Origin of the sequence: Haematospirillum sp. H4485 (assembly GCF_012102745.1) — a bacterium.
Classification (GTDB): domain Bacteria; phylum Pseudomonadota; class Alphaproteobacteria; order Rhodospirillales; family Rhodospirillaceae; genus Haematospirillum.
In genome coordinates this window covers 72,941-92,983 of record NZ_JAAVSY010000003.1, presented here as the reverse complement: position 1 = coordinate 92,983, position 20,043 = coordinate 72,941, and the positions used below count along the sequence as shown (strand labels likewise).

Here is a 20,043-nt window from a genome sequence, read left to right as displayed (position 1 = left end):
TGACCGGAGACTTTCCCCGATGGATCTTTCCAAGGCCCCCCTGCCCGATCTTCCCGACCGGACACTGTCTGTCCGTGAGGTCTTCGGTATTGACAGTGACATGCAGGTTCCGGCCTTCAGCACCTCCTCGGACCACGTTCCCGACCTAGACCCGGGGTACTGCTTCGACCACGACACAACGTTGGCCATACTGGCCGGATTTCACCACAACAGGCGGGTCATGATCCAAGGGTATCATGGCACCGGGAAATCAACCCATATTGAACAGGTGGCCGCCCGGCTGAACTGGCCATGCATTCGGATCAACCTGGACAGCCACGTCAGTCGTATTGATTTGATCGGAAAAGACGCCATTGTGCTGCGCGACGGTAAACAGGTCACAGAATTCCGCGAAGGTCTCCTGCCGTGGGCGCTTCAACATCCCTGTGCCTTGGTTTTTGATGAATATGATGCCGGCCGTCCGGATGTCATGTTTGTCATTCAGAGAGTACTGGAAGTGGAAGGCAAGCTGACCCTTCTGGATCAGAACCGGGTCATCCGTCCACACAAGGCCTTCCGCCTTTTTGCAACGGCCAACACCATCGGCTTGGGGGATACCACGGGGCTCTATCACGGAACCCAGCAGATCAACCAAGGGCAGATGGACCGCTGGAATATCGTGGCAACCCTGAACTACCTGGAACACGATGCCGAAGTGGCAATCATGGTGTCTAGAATGCCAGAATATGACAGCGCAACCGGACGCAGAACCATATCCCAGATGGTTTCTGTTGCTGACCTGACACGGGCCGGCTTCATAGCAGGAGATATCTCCACCGTCATGAGCCCGCGCTCGGTTCTGACGTGGGCAGAAAATGCTTGCATATTCAGTAGTATACCCTACGCATTCCGCGTCACATTCCTGAACAGGTGTGATGAAGCGGAACGGCCTGTCGTGGCAGAATACTATCAGCGCTGCTTTGGCGAAGAGCTGCCGTCCTCGGCCCTTCGCGCTGTTGTACCCCAGCCCTGAAAAATAAACAGGATCAAACGGGTTCTCCCTCCTGTCGTGCGTCGAGATTGCCTGATGACTGAACCGCCACCTCGCCCGCATCCTCCCGCGCCATCTTCGGCAGGAGGGGACCACCGGGCCCGCATGTCGAATAAACCTCTTGATGGCCAGGAAACCCCCGTCGAGACCCTCAAGCGTGCAACAGCAGCCTGTGTACGCGCTCTAAGCGGCCGGTCCGAACTTCTGGTCAGTTATACGCCGGTCAATGCACATGGCATCACACCTGCAGCAGGGATCTTTCATGACCAGGTCCGCCTGCCACTCCCCTCTTCCCCAGCATCAGACAACCCTGACCACAGAGCAAGTCTGCGCGGTATGGCCGATGCCATTGCCCTGAAGCTGCGCCATCATGATCCATCCGTGCACGCAAGACGGATGCCACAGGGACAAGATGCCCGGTCTGTTTACAATGCCCTGGAACAGGCAAGGGTCGAGGCTCTTGGTGCCATACGCCTGCCCGGAACAGCCCTGAATCTGGCCGCAGCAACAGAAGCCAGGCTCAGTGCTGAAGAGCTTTGCTCTGTCACTGACCCCGGAAGCATCGCGATGGCTGATCTGGTGCATGCAGCCTTCCACCGCCATCTTGGTATTGTTCCCTCCAGTACGTCAGAACAATACATCCTCGATCTCTGTACGGAATCCCTCGGTCCCCTGGATAACTGGCTGGATATTCTTAAAAACAGCCTGACAGATCAGAAGCAATATGCGGCCACCATACGCAAGCTTCTGGATGATCTTGGCATTGAAGCAGACGACAACAGGGATCAAGAAGAAGACGGAGCATCTCTTGAATCTGACACGCAGGACAAGAACCAGCAGTCCTCCGCTGACCAAGGGGCAGATGCACAGAACCCGGATTCCACAGCAGAAGACACAGGGGATCAGTCCAGCGACAGCCTGGAAACCGGGGATACAACCCCCGCAGAGCAGGAGACAGAGACGGAAAGTTCCGGAGCCTCTCTGCTTGAGGAAGAGGTGTCTGCACCATCACAGACACATCCACCGGGGCCGGGGCACAATAGACCTGCAGACGAAAAATACCACGTCTATACGACAGAATTCGACCAGATCCGCAGTGCCGATGAACTGTGCGACCCCGAGGAACTGGCCCGTCTTCGCTTTCAGCTGGACCAGCAATTGAATCACCTGCGCGGAGTTGTGGCGCGCCTGGCCAATCGTCTGCAACGGCGTCTGATGGCACAACAGCTGCGGGAATGGGACTTTGATCTGGAAGAAGGTATCCTTGACTCAGCCCGCCTGGCCCGCGTTGTTGCCAACCCAGCGCTGTCCCTGTCGTACAAGCAGGAACGTGACGCCACGTTTCGTGACACCGTTGTAACCCTGCTGATTGATAATTCCGGCTCCATGCGCGGACGCCCGATCACGGTTGCCGCCATGAGCGCTGACATTCTGGCCAGAACATTGGAACGCTGTGGCGTCAAAGTGGAGATTCTGGGATTCACAACCAGCCAATGGAAAGGCGGAAAAGCGCGCGAAGCGTGGACGCAAAATGGCAAACCAGCCAACCCCGGACGCCTGAATGATATACGCCATATCATCTACAAAAGTGCGGATACACCATGGCGACGGGCACGCCGTAACCTTGGCCTGATGCTGAAGGAAGGAATTCTGAAGGAGAATATCGATGGCGAGGCCCTTCTATGGGCCCATCAGAGGCTTATTGGCCGCCCGGAGCAACGCCGTATCCTGATGGTTATATCGGATGGCGCTCCCGTTGATGACTCGACCCTGTCCGCAAATCCCGGAACCTATCTGGAACAGCACCTCCGCAGCGTCATCACCTGGATCGAGAACCGCAGCCCGATTAACCTGCTCGCAATTGGCATTGGGCATGACGTCACCCGCTACTATCGCCGCGCCATAACCCTTATGGATGCAGAAGAGCTTGGAGGGGCCGTACTGAAGCAAGTTTCAGCCCTGTTTGACACCTCTCAACAGGGAGAGCGGAGGCACCACGCCGGAAAACAGCGAAGACCCTGAATGGCACACCCGGAACAGTTATCAAGTGTACAGTAAGCTCAACATCTTACTCAAGACTCAGAGTCAATCCCCACGACGCGATTGTCTCCCCGTCACGGGATAAAACACCGCGTACGACCCCGATTATGCCGGACTCTGATATCAGGAAGCACTCGGTGAGGACATGCACACCATCATCTGTTGCCCCTTGACTGATGATGGTATCACCAACACGGGTATAACGGCCACCCAATGTCCCGATGCCGGGACTGGACCATTCCCACCACGCATCACGCGGGCGCTTTTCTGTAGGAGGATCGACCGAGATAACCCCGCGCATAGCTCCAAAGTCGCCCTGGGCAGTTATTAGTCTCAGATCCGCCTCGATGTACCAAACCAAACGAGGAGAGGTAAGGCTCGGCACATCAAGAGATTCATCATCCGCAGATCGATCTCTTTGCCGCAGGCGACGATGACGGACACGCCACGATCCATGCGCGGGCAGAACGATGCCTTTTTCCTCGACATACTGTCCCTCGGCAGACCAGACAGCCCCATCAGCAAAGAACGGCGACTCGGAAAGGCTATACACCGGCACCCCCGTGGAGATAGCTTCTCAGTATACCCTCGGGAAATGAAGAAGGATTTAAAAAGCCAGAAAGCCCGGGCGTTTCACGCACAGGGCTTTCTATATCAAACATGGACCCTGAAGAAGGTCGGTATCAGGCGGCCTTGACAGCCTGAATACGCTTCTTCAAACGACGCAGGTCAGCCGGAAGTTTGGTGTTGGCCATGCCAAGCAGATAAGCATCAATGCCCCCGCGATGCTCAATTGTCCGAAGTCCATGGACAGAGACGCGGATCGCAACCGACTCGCCCAGTGCCTCGGACACCAAGGCTGTTTCCTGGAGGTTTGGCAGCCAGCGACGACGGGTCTTGTTGTTGGCGTGGCTGACGTTGTTGCCGGTCTGAACGCCTTTGCCGGTAACAATGCAACGACGAGCCATGGTTCGTATCCTTTTCTTGTCTTCTTCAGGCCTGAACGGAAAGCAGGAGGGAGGGTTATTAGCTATACGCCCAGCTTTCGTCAAGATGTATCGTCAGCCGAACAAATTATCTATATCTCCCTGCCCCATTCCATTCCCCGGGTTATCATCGCCGGACGATGGCTTCGCAGGCGCTGCAGGGGGCTTGGGAGGAGCCTTTGCCGCAGGAGGTGCGGATTCTGCTTTTGCAGGGGGTTGCGGAGGAGGAACGGGGGCTTTCGGTGCCTGTGCAGCGCCCCCACCCAGCATGGCATCAACATCTTTTTGACTGACCCCTTTCCCCTGCAATTGGGGACCATTGAGCAGCGACTTCTCGAAATCAATGGGCTTTTCATCGACATCGGCATCAGCCAGCGAATCGGAACCCCACATATTGATCAGGGTATTGACCCGCTCCTCGATATACTGAAGCGAGCGGACAACCTTGCTGATTCGTTGTCCCGTAATATCCTGAAAAGAACAGGCTTCAAAGATATTGGCCGTCAGGGCTGGCACACGGTCAAGGGTTTCCAACGCTTCACTGTTACCGGCAATATGCTTCCTGAGGCCAGTCAACAGGTCGTCAAGCTCCTCGACACCACTCATAATGCTGTCGGTTGCTGTTTCTGTCGCATTAACAATGGCATCAAGTTCGTCGGACATCTTGGCGAAGTGGTCGTCCTCGTCCGTGGATCCGGGACGGCGAATCGACGCAATTTCAAGGCGCATACGCTTTATGTGTTCGAAAAGGCCTCGCAACTCCCGCTTCAGGAGATCGGCCTCGGTTACAGGACCTTTGCCCATCCGCTCTGCCCGTCCGTTCATACGTCAACTTCTGACAGGACATAGTAGCGGATATTCCACAAACAGGCAGGCTAGGATTTTTCGCTTTTGTCCTGCCGGCTTTGTATGGACAACATCAAATGAGCCAGAAGAGCCAGTTTGTGGCGCTGTGGCTCTGGAAGGGACTCGATCATTTTTTGCTTGGCCTGCAGAATATCCTTTGCCTGCCGGATAAGTTCTGCACGCTCCGGAGTCATGGGATACTCCTTTGGAACCTCCCCGAAGCTATCTTGGGTATTCTCAGCGCCACCAGCAACATCTTGAGGTTTAGAATCGGGTGGAGAAGGAGCACCCACCCGGGTGGCCGCAACGCCAGCCCTGCCTTTGCGCCGTTGCTTCCTGCCCGATGGCTGGCGGGAAAACAAGGCCCACATCTTCTCCAGAAAAGCTCCCAATATCCTTGCCTTTATACGGATGGGACCCTGCCACAACACCGGACACAAGGGTCCCCATACCTAATATCAGAATTATACAACCGCGTCTGACGCCGGGTGCTGTGCCTCACGAGAAAGAACACCTTTCTCACCTTGCACAGGCCGTTCGGGAAGCCCCGTAGCCCCGTCTCCGAGAGTACTCGACGAATAGGCCCCTCCGCCCCCCATACGGGCCAAGGCATCATGGAGGCGATCCAGACCAAATGTGCGAGGCGATGCAGAAGCGCGGGAGCCAGAGCCATAAACAGGTTCAGGCTCGGGAACGGCCGGATCATTCTCGTCGCCAAAATCTGTTTGCTCCAGTAACGAGGAGTCATCACCCAGCGAGGATGAAACCCTTTGGCGCACCACGTCCTCGACCGTCGAAGAGAAAGAATCCGCAGATCCGACCTTAACATCGCGCAAAATTTCGATACGGTCCGCAAGATCCAAAAACAGGGTATGAAGACGGGCAAGAGGCCCCTCCTCAATAACCTGCCCGAACAGCGGGTGGAGGTCATGCTGCTGAACCTCGTGCCGCAAGGCTTCGCAGCGGCGGATAAAACAGTGCAGGGCCTGAACTGATACAGGGTCCCCCAGAGCACGCTCGGCCAACATACCGGCAAACTCAGGGTAAGCAGCCGCGCGCACAAGAAAAGCCTGGGCAAAGGCCCACACATCACCGGATACCGTGCGCCCCCACAGCGTTTCTGCCTCGGCGGTACTGACCATGCCCAGCCGCTCCGCCAAAAGAGACGCATGCGCATTCAGGTCACGCAGTGCCAGCTCCATTCCCTCTACGGCTGCCTGACGGCGGCTGTCGGCCTGCATTTGCAGAAGGGTGCGCACCTGGGCCTCGACATGATCGGAAGTATGACGCGACTGCTGGGCCAGCGTATTGAGAACATGCTCCTGCCGATGCCCGGAAGCCGCCATGTTGATGAAGCCAACCAGCAGCCACAGGGCAACAACCGGACCAAAAGTACCCGCAACAAGAACAGCCATGTCCGATGGCGGCAAAAGCATCAGGCTGTCCCATCCGACAAGGGAGCCTATGTAGAGGACAGCCCCGCCCAACCACAACGAGGTTAGCAAGCCTGCAAGGCAAAAAACAACGACAAGGGCCATCATGGAGAAACTCCCGATCAAGAGCAGGATGCAGCAAACAGATGCCCATAATGGGACAAAAGGAAAGAGCTTGTCACGCCATGGTGATTGATCCTTTCACGCAGGGCAAACACCGAAACATCACACAACAATCTTGCAAAAATCCAACCTTCCTTTTTTGATTGGGGGAGCTCTCTGAGAACCGGAACCCGTTCATGACTTTCCAGGATCACATCAAGCGTTGCAACGCCTGGACACCTCATTTGTATCGTCCCCTCAGCGTTGCCGGCCACCCGGTTGGCATGGTGCGGCATGACCACGCAGAGGCTCTGTCCGCTTTTCCGGATATCTTCACCGTTACATCTGACACGGTCAGAGTCGCCGCGACGCACAAGACACCGGCACAACGAACACAAGCTGCTGCGCAGGTTCTGGACACATTGACAGCACAAGGAAAAGCCCCCCGAAGCCGCCATGAACTGTATGCCGTCCGCACGGCATTCCATAATCCCGACCTGATGCAGATCGACAGGGGATACGTTGCCATGCTGGGGCTTCTGGCATGGGGTATCCACGTCAACGGGTATGTCCGCCAACCCGATGGTCGTATCATGATCTGGACCGGCATTCGCTCTGCCAGCAAGACACTCGACCCGGGTAAACTCGACAGCATGATTGCCGGCGGACAACCAGCCGGCCTGAGCCTGTTGGACAATCTGCGCAAGGAAGCGGCAGAGGAAGCCGGCATGCCCGCGGATATTGCGGCCGCAGCCCGACCGGTCGGTGCCGTGTCGTATATGATGGACAATGCATGGGGTATTCGCCGGGATACCCTGTTCTGTTTCGACCTGGAACTTCCCGCATCATTTGTGCCGCGCAACACAGACGGCGAGGTCGAACGATTCGAGCTGATTCCCGCAGAGGAGCTGATCGAACAAGTACGCCGCAGTCAGGATGCCAAATTCAATGTCGCCTTGGTTATTCTTGACTTTGCCCTACGTCATGGACTTCTGGATCCTGAAAAAGAGCCGGATTATGAAAGCCTGGTCAGAGGATTGCGTGCCCCCCTGAGTGCCCCGTAAACAGCAACAGCGTGGTGGGTCCGGGCATGTTTCGGCGCAGGACATGCATTTTCCCGTCGCCGCCCCGGGAACCCTGTGCTAGACGTAGGCTCCATTTTCTGAAGGCAGTGTAGTGCGGATCCATGAACTTTCTGGATTTCGAAAAACCAGTCGCTGAACTGGAAGGTAAAATAGAGGACCTTCGTCACATGGGTGACGGAGAAGGTCTCAATATCGCCGAAGAGGTCGCCCGCCTGCAAAACAAGGTCGAGAGACGGCTGCGTGAGACGTATGCACGCCTGACCCCATGGCAGAAGACACAGGTTGCCCGTCATCCTGAGCGGCCCCATTTTGTGGACTATCTTCGCGCACTTATCGAAGATTTCCAGCCCCTGGCCGGGGATCGCCAGTTTGGAGAGGATGAAGCCATCATTGGCGGCATTGGACGGTTCCGCGGGCGCTCGGTCATGGTCATGGGTCAGGAAAAAGGGCACGATGGCGAAACACGGATGCGCCATAACTTCGGCATGGCCCGCCCGGAAGGATACCGGAAAGCCCGGCGCCTGATGCAGATGGCCGATCGCTTTGGCCTTCCGGTCCTGACACTGGTCGACACTGCGGGCGCTTTCCCCGGCCTGGATGCCGAGGAAAGGGGACAGGCCGAAGCCATTGCCCGCTCTGTGGAAACATGCCTGGATATCCGGGTTCCGCTGATTTCCGTCGTAATAGGGGAAGGTGGGTCCGGCGGTGCTATCGCCTTGGCCGCTGCCAACGCAATCCTCATGCTAGAGCATTCCATCTACTCTGTTATATCGCCAGAAGGATGCGCCGGGATTCTGTGGCGATCAGGCGATCAGGCACAGGTCGCTGCTGAATCCATGCGCCTGACGGCTCAAGACCTTCACCGGATGGGTCTTGTCGATGAAATTATCCCCGAGCCCTTGGGCGGGGCGCACCGTATGCCACGCTCGGCTATCGAGGCTGTCGGAGAGGCCATAGAGCGCCACCTCACAGGACTGATCACCATGGAACCGGGGGTTATGCGTCAGAAGCGTCGCGATAAATTTATCCAGATGGGACGCCAGGGGCTGGATTGAACGCCTACCTTGGATATCAAAAACCGGTACGACAGGGCTGCCTCAGGGTGGCCCTGTTGCTTTCACGGCACAGAACTGCCCACCGGGCGGCAATCCTTGCCGACAAGGGATGACGGAGACATCTCTATCCCACTGTTAGCAGGACCAATTTCTTCCAGGCATGAATATTGCTGCTGATGGCCAGAGAACCGGTAGCCCACAGGGCCTTACCGGACCGGATGCCTTGAAGAAAACAGGTCTACGTTCATGAAACCTTCTATGCTCTCTGGCCTGCTTGGCCCCATTCAGACGGGTAATCTTCTGGCTCTCTATGGTCAGGGTATTGGCGCTTCGGCACGCCTTCTGGCAGCTGCCCGAAACCAAGCCGCCCTGGAAAGTGCCGGAACCCCGAGTCAGAACATGTCGTCACGCTTTGGCAATGCGTCCGAAGTGGCACTCTCGCGCAGTGCTATCGGGAAACTGCTGGGACAAGATGTCGATGTACCACCTGTCGGAAAGTTGGCATGGGTTACAGAAACCTTGGACTCAAAAGCATTGCGGGCCTTGAAGCGCGCTGTTCTGAACGGGCAATCCTTCATTGATCAAAAGAATGAGATCACAGACAAGGACCGAACCGGCGAAGCGAAGGGATGGGTTGATATTCTGTCTGGCATCAACTCCGCGGAAGCACAGGCCATAGAAAAATCCGTTGCCGAACAGGATACGGGAACCGGCAACACGGGTGATGATGCGCAAAAGACCAAGCTGGCCCAAGCACTCGGCGGTTTTTTTAACCACGCCACACCGGGGGCTGGCCGCTTGGTAGAGGAACGCCTGGATGGCCTTCTGAAGACGCGTATATCAGCAGAAATCCTGCGCTCGACGGGTCCGGACGGCACACTGGTTGCCAAAGTAATGGATCAGATGTTCGACGGTGCTCGATCAGAGGAAGCCCTGTATATCCGCGAGAGGCTGGAAAATCTGATTGTCCGGATGAAGTCTCCACAGGTTGATCTCTCCATGCCAACCAAGGCAACACGCAACGAGCGTGATGCGCAGGACGGAAAGAAAGGCGCTGTCTTCACGTTGGTTGATGCCAACAATGCACGTCTGCGTATCGAACTGAGCACAGGCCCTGACGGAGCAAAGAAAGACGGATCCCTGCAAGCCAACTGGGTCAGCCACGATCTGGGCAGTATCGAGATCGCGTTCTCCCGCACGGCACCGGAGTCAGATGATACGCCCCCGCAGGGCGAAGGGCGCGTTATCCAGCGCCGCTTGGTCAAGAACGGACTTCTGGAACGGGTTCCGACCCACGACAGCGCGTGGAAGGGAGACCTGTAGGCCGGACAGCGCGACCGACCTACAGGGGAAACCAGGTAACGATTAACCGGTTATTGGCAAGGCAACAAAACGCATGCCTGATGCGTTCTGGAACAACAGAAGAACAGACTTCCTTGCCTTTTCGCGTACCTTCTTGATCTGCTCCTCTACCTCGGCGACAGAGGCAACCGCACTCTGGTTGACTTCGACAAGGACATCACCAGGGCGTATCCCTTTCTCTGCCGCAGCACCGGAAGGTAAAACATCCGCTACTATCATCCCTTTGGCATCATCAGGAATGTTATAGCGCTTCTTTTCTGCCTGCCCCAAGGGCAACAACGAGAACCCGAGACTTTGAACAATGGCACCCTGATCAGCGGGACCAGCCCCCTCCTCTGCCCCTGCCACAGGCAATGGCTCATCATCCTTCAGCTCGCCAACCTTGACCTTGATCTTCACCCGCTCGCCATTGCGCCAGACAACAACGGGGACACTCTGGTTGATCTCCGTTTCTGCAACCATCACCGGCAAGCGACGCATCTCTTTCACTTCCTTGCCGTTCCACTCGATAATAACGTCGCCGGACCGGATACCTGCACTTTCGGCAGGGCTCCCCGCCTCGGCCGAAGCGACAAGGGCACCGTACGCTTTCTTCAACCCGATACTCTCGGCAATTTCGTCTGTAACACTCTGGATACGGACACCCAGCCATCCGCGCCGGGTACGGCCATACTTGCGAATATCATCCAGAACCTGTCGCAATAAATTGGACGGGGCCGCAAAGGCAATACCGATATTCCCCCCAGACGGCGAATAGATTGAGGTATTGACCCCGATCACCTGGCCATCCATGTTGAACAGGGGCCCCCCGGAATTACCCTTGTTGATGGCTGCATCCGTTTGTATGAAGCTGTCATAGGGTCCGAAGTTGATATCCCGCGTCTTGGCCGAAATAATCCCGGTTGTAACAGAGCCACCCAAGCCAAGGGGATTACCGATGGCAATAACCTCTTCCCCAACTCTGGCCTTGTCGGAATCACCAAATTCAACGTGAGGCAATTTGCGCTTGGCATCAACCTTCAGCAACGCAATATCAACCTTGCTGTCACGACCAACCAGCTTCGCCTTCAAAGCCGTCTCATCAGACAGAATAATGGTTATTTCGTCAGCATCCTGAATAACGTGGTTATTCGTCACGATGTAGCCCTCAGGATCAATAATGAACCCGGAACCGAGTGATGTCGCCCTGCGCCCACCATGGGGATTCCCGGGCGCACCACGTTCAAAAAATTCCTTGAAAAAATCCTCGAACGGAGAGCCTGGCGGGAACTGCGGCAGATCCGGCATACGCTCTGCTGAAAGGGTCTGCGATGTTGAAATATTGACAACCGCCGGCAACAACCGCTCGGCAAGATCAGCCACGCTGGTTGTTGTACTGCGTGCCGAGGCCAGGCCGGTAAAACCGGATGGCAATGCAAGAAAGGCGGCAGACAAGACCAGAACAGACAGCGCACGCGCGCACCGGAACCACACGGGAACCAGCTGCCTTGCTTTAAGGGAAGGCCCAAAAGTCACGAGAACCTCCATTGACGCAGCATCCTGCCGGGAATCAGGACCCTCTGCGAAACATAACAAAAGTTTCCCGGACACCATATGCCCGATTTTCCTGCTTTCTCACACCAAAGCCCAAACACTACACAAAGAACAAGGTATGAGAAGCCGTCTTGCCCGAGAAGGGCCGGCCTGACCGACCCTTCCCTTCGGAATCAAGACTAACGGACGGAACTACCCGCCGGACCAGATCGATCAAAATACTTCAGGAACTCGGAATCAGGACTCAGGACCATTGCAGTACCGCCATTGCCCAGCGCATTGCGATACGCTTCCATGGACCGATAGAACCGGAAGAACTCGGGATCACGGCCATAGGCATCGCCCAGAATACGGTTCCGCTCCCCATCGCCCTCACCACGCAGAACCTCGGAAACGCGGCGGGCTTCTGCCAGAAGAACTGTCCGCTCGCGGTCGGCTTCAGCCTGGATTTTGGCCTTCAACTCCTCACCCTCGGCCCGCAACTGAGCAGCTTGGGCCACGCGGTCGGATCGCATCCGGTTAAAAACAGACTGGGATGTCTGCTGGGGCAAATCGGTACGACCAATGCGGACGTCCACAATCTCGATACCAAATTCCGGAGCACGAACCTGCACCGCACGGGTGATCCGCCGCATCACGTCACCACGCTTTTGTGTCAAAAGATCGGCAAGATCAGACTCACCAAGCTCATCACGCACAGCTGCATTCAGAATTCCGCCCAGACGATCGCGCAAACCGCTCTCGGTCCGCACCGTCTTGTAGAATTCCAGTGGGTTGACGATACGGTAGCGGGCATAGGTATCAACGATGATCCGTTTCTGGTCGATCAGGGGCAGTTCCTGGGTCGGTGGGTCAAGTTCCAGCACCCTGTTCTCGTACAAGATCACATTCTGGGCAAACGGAATCTTGGCATGCAGACCGGGTTCCTGAATAACTCGAACCGGATTGCCGAACTGCAGCACAATAGCCTGCTGGGTCTGACGCACAGTAAACAAAGCCCCGGAAACCAGCAGCAGCAACACAAACGCTGCCACACCACCAAGCACAAGTTTTCCGTTGTTCATCGGGCTTTCTCCTGTCCGGCTGCGCGCTCGGTACGCTTCAGCTCCGGCAATGGCAAATAGGGCACAACGCCAGGCCCGGCAGCATTTCCATGGCCCAGCAGAATCTTGTCAGAGTTTTTCAGGACATCCTGCATGGCTTCCAGATACAAACGCTCTGTCGTGACTGTACGGGCATTGCGGTACGTTTCATAAACAGAAAGGAACCGTGCCGACTCACCTTCAGCATCCTTGACAACACGATCCCGGTAGGCAGAAGCCTCCTGCTGCATACGCTCGGCCTCCCCCTTGGCACGCGGGATAATATCGTTCTTGTAAGCTTGAGCTTCGTTCTGCAGACGCTCCTTGTCCTGGCGCGCACGCTGGACATCGTTAAAGGCATCAATCACATCCTGCGGCGGATCTGCTTTCTGGAGCTTCACATCCAGAATCGTGATGCCGGCATGGTAACTGTCAAGAATGCTCTGCAACAACTCACGCGTACGGCTCTGTATCTCGGCACGTCCGGTTGTCATGGCCATCTCCAGCGGGGTCTGCCCCACGACCTCACGCATGGCACTCTCAGCCGCAGCCCGCACAGTCTGCTCGGGATCGCGGATGTTGAACAGGAACTCGCCCGCCTCACGAATACGCCACTGAACAATAAAATCCAGATCGATGATGTTCTGGTCGCCGGTCAACATCTGGCTGGTTGCAGCAGCCAGCTCTCCGCGCACTGTATCGCGGGGTGCCAGAAGAGACCGTGCATTCTCGCGGGAGCCAATGCTGATCTGGCGGGTCTCTGTAACACGCGGGGTAACAACCTCACCCAATGGAGCCGGAAACCAGTAGTTCAGACCGGGCCCCGTTGTCTTGACATAACGCCCGAACAACAACTCTACGCCCTGTTCATCAGGATTAACCCGATACAAACCGGTCAGCATCCACGCCGCAAGAACAGCAAGGACGACAAGAACGGTCCCGCGTCCTGAACCAAAGCCCCCGGGAAGCATACGACGCAGATGATCCTGGCCCTGACGAAGCAAGTCATCAATGTCCGGTGGCTGATTCCCACTGCGGGGTCCACGCCGCCCCCAGGGATTGTTTCCCCCGTTACCACCACCGGGGCCACTTCCGCCCCATGGGCCGCCCTGATTGTTAGAGGCCATTACCACAATTCCTTCTCGAATGACATCGGATCTGCCGCTATGGTGCACCGGACATGGTGTACAATCCGCTACAGTCACAAAAGCAAAACCGGCCCCAAAGCACTTACCTGCCGCCCCGGGAACCGTACGGAACAAAGTCTCCGTGCAAGCCTTATAGGTCATGAAGCAGCCCCACGCAATGCACCGAACATCTGCAACACCAGAGTAGACACGGAGTTTTCAGGAATGCTGTCCCCCGACAGGAACCATATCACCGATGCACTGCGCACGGTTTCCCATCCCGAAGCCGGGGATCCCGTCTCGGCAGGATGGGTTGAAAGCATCACCATCACCAATCAGAATGTCGTGGTAACATTGGTTGTTCCGCCTGCACTGGGTTCATCACTGGAACCCTTACGGCAGGCAGCGGAAACGGTCATCGCCGACCTGCCCGGTGTTGAAGCTGCCACTGTTGTGCTGACCGCCCATACCAACCCGGAAAAGAAAAGCAGACCGAAAGTGCAAGGCCATATTCCCATGCCGGAAGTAAAGAAAATTGTCGCGGTCGCATCGGGAAAGGGTGGTGTTGGCAAATCGACAACAGCGGTGAACATTGCCTTGGCGCTGAAGCATCTGGGGCTTTCTGTTGCCCTGTTTGACGCTGACATCTATGGCCCAAGCATCCCCTGCCTGACCGGTTTGCGAGGACAGCGCCTGAGCAGTGACGACAAGGGCCTGATCCCCGCAGAAAGCATGGGCCTGAAAATCATGTCGATTGGCTTCATGGTGGAGGAAGACAGCCCCCTCGTCTGGCGTGGTCCCATGGTTATGGGGGCTCTGGAGCAAATGCTGCGTGATACCCGATGGAATGATATCGACATCATGATTATCGACATGCCACCAGGCACGGGCGATACGCAGCTCACCATCAGCCAGAAGCTGGCACTGTCAGGGGCTGTGATCGTCTCCACCCCTCAGGATCTTGCTCTGCTTGATGCACGCAGGGGGCTGGGTATGTTCAACAAGGTCGAAGTTCCCATCCTCGGCATTGTCGAAAACATGAGCTATCACATCTGTACGCAATGCGGACATCGCGAAGACGTGTTTGACCACGGCGGGGCACGACAAACAGCAAAAGAGATGGGTGTGGATTTTCTGGGCGAAATTCCCTTGGCTGCCACCATTCGCCAAGATGCAGACAGCGGCAGACCAAGCGTTGTATCGTCACCCAATGGACCTCATGCCCGTGCGTATATGGACATCGCGTCCAAAGTCGCCACAAAACTGGGCCTGATCACAGATACAGGCCATGGGCAATCAAGACATGAAATGCATGACAAAAAGGGATGGCGGTATTTCCTGCAGCGCCTGACATTCTGAAACAATTGCCCCCGTCCTTCTTCTTGGGCGGGGGCGTGCTCGATTGGCTCACTCAGAGGCTGAGATAACCGGCGTAAAGCATCGATCCCGCAACAACAGCACCGGCCAACAGCAGGGAAAAGAGGACACCCTCCCGACGCCTGAAGACCGGTTCACGCAGCTCTCTTCTGGCCTGCACATATAGGACAATGCCCGGCGTATACAAAAGAGCAGACAAAAGCAGATAGTCAACACCGGCAGCATACAGCAACCACAAACTATACAGGGCAGCCAAGCCTGTCACACACATCGCACGTCGGCGACCGGCAACACCGTGCCCGTACAACTCACCACGCATACCGCAGCGCAAGGCGAAAACAGCAGATAACAGATAAGGCACCAGAATCATCGAGGTACCAAGAGATGCCAAGGCCAGATACGTTGATTCGTTGAACAGGGTCAGGACCAGAAAAATCTGGATCATGACATTGGACAAGAACAGGGCATTGGCAGGAACCCGGTTTGCATTCTCCTGACGCAAGAAAGCCGGCATGCTTCTGCCTTTTGATGCCGAGAACGAAATCTCGGTACACAGCAGCATCCAGGCCAGCAAACCACCAAGCAGGGAAATCACCAGCCCGACACTGACCAGAACGGCTCCCCAGGGACCAACAACACTCTCCAGAACATATGCCATGGAGGGGTCTTTGAGTCCTGCCAGTTCCGCTCTGGACATAATGCCCATAGACAGCACATTGACAGAAACCAGAAGGGCCATAACCCCAAGAAACCCCAGAACTGTCGCCTTGCCGACATCGGAACGCCGCCGGGCACGTGCCGAGTAAACACCAGCCCCTTCAATACCGATAAAAACCCAGACTGTAATCAGCATCATGTTACGAACCTGGTCCATGACACTGCCCAGATCCGTACTGCCAGCACCCCAGATATCAGTTGTAAAGATATCCAGCTGGAAAGCCGTGGCGGCAATGATGACAAACAGGATCAAGGGAATAACCTTGGCAACCGTTGCAACCTGGTTGGCAAGAACAGCACCGGTAATACCACGCAGCACCATGGCATGCACGGCCCAGAGCAGTGCGGAGGCTGCAATCACAGCCCACAGGGTGTTACCATCCCCAAAAACAGGAAAGAAATACCCCAGCGTACTGAGCAACAAAACAAGGTAGCTGGTTGTCCCGATCCAGGCACTGATCCAGTACCCCCAAGCTGACAAGAAACCAACATAGTTACCAAAGCCGGCCCTGGCATAGGCATAGATGCCCCCGTCCAAGTCAGCCCTGCGATCAGCAAGAAGACGGAAAACCCACGCAAGGGCAAGCATGCCCAAGGCGCTGATTGTCCAGCCAATGAGCATGGCACCAGGCGCGGCACTGCTGGCGGTGTTCTGCGGCAACGCAAAAATACCGCCACCAATCATCGAACCAACGACCAAGGCTGTCAGAGCCCCAAGACGCAACCCACTGCGGGACGGCGCCGTTTCCTGCACAACCATTTCAAGATCTCCGGGGCTCAAAACACCGGCCTGCTTTGTCATCTCTGTGTCCCTCACTGCAAAATCTCTTCAATACAAGGAGATGATCCACAAAAACGCGCCTCACAGCCCTGTCAGGGCAGGAAGCACCATGAAAATGACGCCGGACGAGCCGAAAACAGGCCCCTATAAACGTCCTTCTTATGGAAAGGAGCGATAACACAACCAACAGGGATCTGCATATACATTTTGCAGTAGCATGAACGTATATATGTCATATATCAGTAAAAAATATGCTTTATGCAAAGTATATATATCAAATTGATCAGTTCATGAAACATAATGTCAGGGGAGCATCCGTGTCCAGGAACTGGATTCGCTGTGTCATTAGACGCCAGTAAAAGCCCGCAGAACCACCATATGGAAGTCTTGCGGGCTCATACCGAATTCATAAAGAGTGTCTCAAGGCACGGGACTAACACGCAACCACATTGACAGACAGCCCGCCCTGCGAGGTTTCCTTATACTTGCTCTGCATATCAAGGCCGGTCTGGCGCATGGTCTCGATGACCTTGTCCAGTGACACCAAGTGCTGGCCATCGCCGCGCAATGCCAGACGCGCAGCGTTGATTGCCTTGACGGCCCCCATCGTGTTGCGCTCGATACAGGGAACCTGCACCAAGCCCCCCACAGGATCACATGTCAAGCCAAGATTGTGCTCCATGCCAATCTCGGCTGCGTTCTCAACCTGATCCGGCGTCCCGCCCAGAACAGCCGTCAACGCCCCTGCTGCCATCGAGCAAGCCACGCCGACTTCTCCCTGACAGCCAACCTCGGCCGCAGAAATTGAGGCACGTGTCTTGTACAAGGCACCAATCGCAGCCGCTGTCATCAGGAATGTCCGGCTGCCATCCCGGGTTGCCCCCGGGCAGAACCGTTCATAGTATGCCAGCACAGCTGGTATAACGCCTGAAGCGCCATTGGTTGGCGCCGTGACAACACGGCTGCCAGCTGCGTTTTCCTCGTTGACCGCCAAGGCATAGAGATTGACCCAGTCAAGGACTGTCAGAGGATCCTTCATGGCGGCCTCGGGCCTTCCGGTCAGCTCACGAAACAAATCATTGGCACGGCGACGGACCTTCAGCCCCCCCGGCAAAATACCTGTCTGTGAAATCCCCCGGTCAATACACTGCATCATGGCATCACGGACACGATCCAGGAAAGCATGGGTCTCGCTTTCGGGGCGCCAGACTTGCTCGTTGGCCATCATAACCTGGGCAACTGAAAGGCTGTCCCTGTTACAGATCGCAACCAGTTCTGCAGCCGAGTTATAGGGGTAAGGCTGAAAGACATTGCGCCCCGGGGTAAGGGCAGCCTCGCTCTCTCCCTCGGTCACAACAAAGCCGCCTCCGACCGAGTAATAGTCGCGCGTACACAAAACCTCGCCACCGGCATCGCGGACTGTAAAGCGCAGCCCGTTGGGATGACCCGGAAGAACATCATCAAACCGCCAGACAAGGTCTTTGGATACCGCAAAAGAAATCGTCCGCGTTCCTCCCAAACGAAGCGTTCCTTCACGCTCAATCCCGGCAACAATCGTCGGGATCGCATCCGGATCAACAGTTTCCGGCTGTTCTCCGGATAACCCGACCAAAACAGCCGTATCGGTTGCATGCCCCTTGCCGGTCAGGGCCAATGATCCGTAAAGCTCGGCTGTTACCGACGCAACGGCATCCAGAATATTTTGCTGTATCAGAGACTGCACAAAACGGTATCCTGCCCGCATTGGCCCAACCGTATGTGAGCTGGAGGGACCGACACCAATGGTATAAAGATCACATACACTCAAATTTGTTGGCGATTCCGCAGCCATCTTTTCATTCATCCAACAGTGAACATGCTAGCTGTGCCCCCAAGCAGAATCCGCTCCGGACGTATACCCGCAAGCCAAGCCTGCCTTCATCGGACACAGGAACCCGGAAAAGGGTAACGAAGACAGTCTCAACGGATGATGAGAACATAGAAACTACGTATGTCCAACAATAATATTTCATCAAGAATACGGTAACAAAGAACCACGTATGGCAAGAAAATTTACATGTGACGCAGACAGAAAATCATGGGATACAAAAACCGCCCTGTAACTTGGGTGGAGCTATGCCCATACGTCGGGATAAACCTTTGAGAAATTGGATTCGTGGAAGCGTGCGCCATGCAGGACTATTCAGCAAACCGCTACTTGCCCATCGCGTGGGAGCTGTTCCACCGTGATACGCGCCTTCTGGCGCACAAACTGATGGGTCGCAAAGACTGGAAGGGCATCGTGGCTATAACCAGGGGGGGACTTATTCCCTCTTCCATCATTGCCCGCGAGCTTGACCTGAGATTAATCGACTGCCTGTCCATCATTTCCTATGATGATCGCGTCCAAGGGGAAGTCAGAGTAGCAAAGACCGTTCAGAAAGATGTGGTCGGGAACGGTGAAGGATGGCTGATTATCGATGACTTGGTTGATTCAGGCGTTACAGCTCGCAAGGCCAAAGCGATCCTGCCGCAGGGCTACATGGCAACCGTCTATGCAAAACCCCATGGAGAACCTTGCGTTGATACATACGCTGTGGCCGTTCCCCAAGACATGTGGCTCCTGTTTCCGTGGGATGCAGAGCTGATGCCCAATGAGCCATTGGCAAAACGGATTCCCTGAAAAGGGCCTGCTATCAGTATTTCTCAGAGGTGACGAAAGATTTCATCAATCTGTGATTGATCCATCGCGGCGTCCCTGCCGTGAATGATGGAGCTGGCAACGTCAATCAGGCGCTGCAATGCCGTTGAGCCTGCCTTTGCCCTCGCCCTTACGATCTCTTGGTCCTGCAGTTTGACCGCCTCGGCAACACGCTCCAACGATTGCTGAACAATCGAATCCATCTGGGCAATGGTATCCTCGAACGGCCGCTTGTAACGGGCGGGCACATGATTATACGCCTCAATTGCCAGTTCTTTATCCGAGAAGCTACTGTCGCGAAAGTGTTCCTGATAACTCTTTGGCGTCCACTGCAGGCATTCTTCCAAAAGCTCCGGCATATCTGCCAAGATATCCATCAGCATGACTATTTCATTGAAATGATTGAGATAATCTGTCGCCAGAAGGGTCTGCTGGCTGATATTGGCGCCAGCGACCTTCGCCTGCCATTCCTCGGGAGGGGTGTCATTCTCAGGAGCCCTGTTCTGACTGGACGTATTCATGCTTCCCGATAACCCTGGCCATTACCCCGTGAATTATTCCCGACCCGACACATGCACGCAATGCCCGGGCGGATAGACAGTCACAAAACGATGATATCCCCGCTGCAGAATCAACAATCCAGAGATGAAAATCATCCTCTACAAGCCTCCCCCAGGAGAGCAAACGCAACCTTTTCCGAACACATATCCTTGTATTTTTCATGGCTATCACTACAAAAGGTATAAGATCTTGGATGATGCGCGGGTAACTGGTTCCCTTTTCTTTTTGCGTGGAAACAGTTGCTGT

General features: G+C 55.6%; 18 protein-coding genes. 7 read left to right on the top strand and 11 right to left on the bottom strand.

The features are described 5' to 3' along the window. Positions 1 to 19 precede the first annotated feature (19 nt). Together cobS and HEQ61_RS03965 are read left to right on the top strand one after the other, a co-directional pair. A complete protein-coding gene (cobS, locus tag HEQ61_RS03970) occupies positions 20 to 1,012 on the top strand; it encodes a cobaltochelatase subunit CobS (RefSeq protein WP_168019387.1) in 993 nt (330 codons plus the stop codon). 123 nt (positions 1,013 to 1,135) lie between these two features. Further along, a complete protein-coding gene (locus HEQ61_RS03965; RefSeq protein WP_168019389.1) occupies positions 1,136 to 3,052 on the top strand; it encodes a cobaltochelatase CobT-related protein in 1,917 nt (638 codons plus the stop codon). Positions 3,053 to 3,098: 46 nt separating this feature from the next. Here HEQ61_RS03965 and HEQ61_RS03960 read toward each other — a convergent pair whose 3' ends face one another. The 5 genes from HEQ61_RS03960 to HEQ61_RS03940 form a co-directional block, all read right to left on the bottom strand. Further along, on the bottom strand, positions 3,099 to 3,623 hold the full coding sequence (locus HEQ61_RS03960) for a hypothetical protein (protein WP_168019390.1): 525 nt from the start codon (positions 3,621 to 3,623) through the stop codon (positions 3,099 to 3,101). A 130-nt stretch (positions 3,624 to 3,753) separates the two neighbouring features. Beyond that, positions 3,754 to 4,038, bottom strand: a complete 285-nt coding sequence (gene rpmB, locus HEQ61_RS03955) for a 50S ribosomal protein L28 (RefSeq protein ID WP_168019391.1) — start codon at positions 4,036 to 4,038, stop codon at positions 3,754 to 3,756. Between the two features lie 93 nt (positions 4,039 to 4,131). Continuing rightward, the gene (locus HEQ61_RS03950; protein WP_168019392.1) at positions 4,132 to 4,860 is read right to left on the bottom strand and encodes a protein phosphatase CheZ; all 729 of its coding nucleotides are present in this window, start codon (positions 4,858 to 4,860) and stop codon (positions 4,132 to 4,134) included. Positions 4,861 to 4,931: 71 nt separating this feature from the next. Next, positions 4,932 to 5,096 (bottom strand): hypothetical protein, encoded by a 165-nt coding sequence (locus HEQ61_RS03945; RefSeq protein ID WP_168019393.1) that lies wholly within the window; start codon positions 5,094 to 5,096, stop codon positions 4,932 to 4,934. Between the two features lie 270 nt (positions 5,097 to 5,366). After that, positions 5,367 to 6,443, bottom strand: a complete 1,077-nt coding sequence (locus tag HEQ61_RS03940) for a hypothetical protein (RefSeq protein WP_168019394.1) — start codon at positions 6,441 to 6,443, stop codon at positions 5,367 to 5,369. Positions 6,444 to 6,634: 191 nt separating this feature from the next. Between HEQ61_RS03940 and HEQ61_RS03935 the strand changes: the two genes are divergently transcribed. The 3 genes from HEQ61_RS03935 to HEQ61_RS03925 all read left to right on the top strand — a co-directional run bounded on the left by HEQ61_RS03935 (position 6,635) and on the right by HEQ61_RS03925 (position 9,900). After that, positions 6,635 to 7,501 carry a DUF4743 domain-containing protein gene (locus HEQ61_RS03935; protein ID WP_168019395.1) on the top strand — a complete coding sequence of 289 codons (867 nt, stop codon included), beginning with the start codon at positions 6,635 to 6,637 and terminating at the stop codon, positions 7,499 to 7,501. Positions 7,502 to 7,623: 122 nt separating this feature from the next. After that, positions 7,624 to 8,577: an acetyl-CoA carboxylase carboxyltransferase subunit alpha gene (locus HEQ61_RS03930; RefSeq protein WP_168019396.1), complete on the top strand. Its 954-nt coding sequence runs from the start codon at positions 7,624 to 7,626 to the stop codon at positions 8,575 to 8,577. A gap of 246 nt (positions 8,578 to 8,823) precedes the next feature. Then, positions 8,824 to 9,900, top strand: coding sequence for a hypothetical protein (locus tag HEQ61_RS03925; RefSeq protein WP_168019397.1), 1,077 nt, complete (start codon positions 8,824 to 8,826; stop codon positions 9,898 to 9,900). A gap of 42 nt (positions 9,901 to 9,942) precedes the next feature. Here the strand turns inward: HEQ61_RS03925 and HEQ61_RS03920 are convergent, their stop codons facing one another. The 3 genes from HEQ61_RS03920 to hflK all read right to left on the bottom strand — a co-directional run bounded on the left by HEQ61_RS03920 (position 9,943) and on the right by hflK (position 13,681). After that, positions 9,943 to 11,454, bottom strand: a complete 1,512-nt coding sequence (locus HEQ61_RS03920; RefSeq protein ID WP_322099182.1) for a Do family serine endopeptidase — start codon at positions 11,452 to 11,454, stop codon at positions 9,943 to 9,945. A gap of 197 nt (positions 11,455 to 11,651) precedes the next feature. Beyond that, positions 11,652 to 12,536, bottom strand: a complete 885-nt coding sequence (gene hflC, locus HEQ61_RS03915; RefSeq protein ID WP_168019401.1) for a protease modulator HflC — start codon at positions 12,534 to 12,536, stop codon at positions 11,652 to 11,654. Continuing rightward, positions 12,533 to 13,681: an FtsH protease activity modulator HflK gene (hflK, locus tag HEQ61_RS03910; RefSeq protein WP_168019403.1), complete on the bottom strand. Its 1,149-nt coding sequence runs from the start codon at positions 13,679 to 13,681 to the stop codon at positions 12,533 to 12,535. Before hflK ends, hflC begins: the two co-directional genes overlap by 4 nt. Positions 13,682 to 13,906: 225 nt before the next feature. Between hflK and apbC the strand changes: the two genes are divergently transcribed. Beyond that, complete coding sequence (gene apbC / locus HEQ61_RS03905; RefSeq protein ID WP_168019404.1) at positions 13,907 to 15,040, top strand: iron-sulfur cluster carrier protein ApbC; 1,134 nt, start codon at positions 13,907 to 13,909, stop codon at positions 15,038 to 15,040. Positions 15,041 to 15,092: 52 nt separating this feature from the next. On the opposite strand, the gene arcD is transcribed toward apbC, so the two are convergent. Next, positions 15,093 to 16,577: an arginine-ornithine antiporter gene (gene arcD / locus HEQ61_RS03900; RefSeq protein WP_245183115.1), complete on the bottom strand. Its 1,485-nt coding sequence runs from the start codon at positions 16,575 to 16,577 to the stop codon at positions 15,093 to 15,095. 412 nt (positions 16,578 to 16,989) lie between these two features. Beyond that, the gene (locus HEQ61_RS03895) at positions 16,990 to 18,387 is read right to left on the bottom strand and encodes an L-serine ammonia-lyase (RefSeq protein ID WP_168084756.1); all 1,398 of its coding nucleotides are present in this window, start codon (positions 18,385 to 18,387) and stop codon (positions 16,990 to 16,992) included. Positions 18,388 to 18,726: 339 nt separating this feature from the next. Here HEQ61_RS03895 and gpt point away from each other — a divergent pair, with 339 nt between their 5' ends. Next, positions 18,727 to 19,218 (top strand): xanthine phosphoribosyltransferase, encoded by a 492-nt coding sequence (gene gpt / locus HEQ61_RS03890; protein WP_168019405.1) that lies wholly within the window; start codon positions 18,727 to 18,729, stop codon positions 19,216 to 19,218. A 23-nt stretch (positions 19,219 to 19,241) separates the two neighbouring features. On the opposite strand, the gene HEQ61_RS03885 is transcribed toward gpt, so the two are convergent. Beyond that, complete coding sequence (locus HEQ61_RS03885; protein ID WP_168019406.1) at positions 19,242 to 19,757, bottom strand: hypothetical protein; 516 nt, start codon at positions 19,755 to 19,757, stop codon at positions 19,242 to 19,244. Between the last annotated feature and the right edge of the window lie 286 nt (positions 19,758 to 20,043).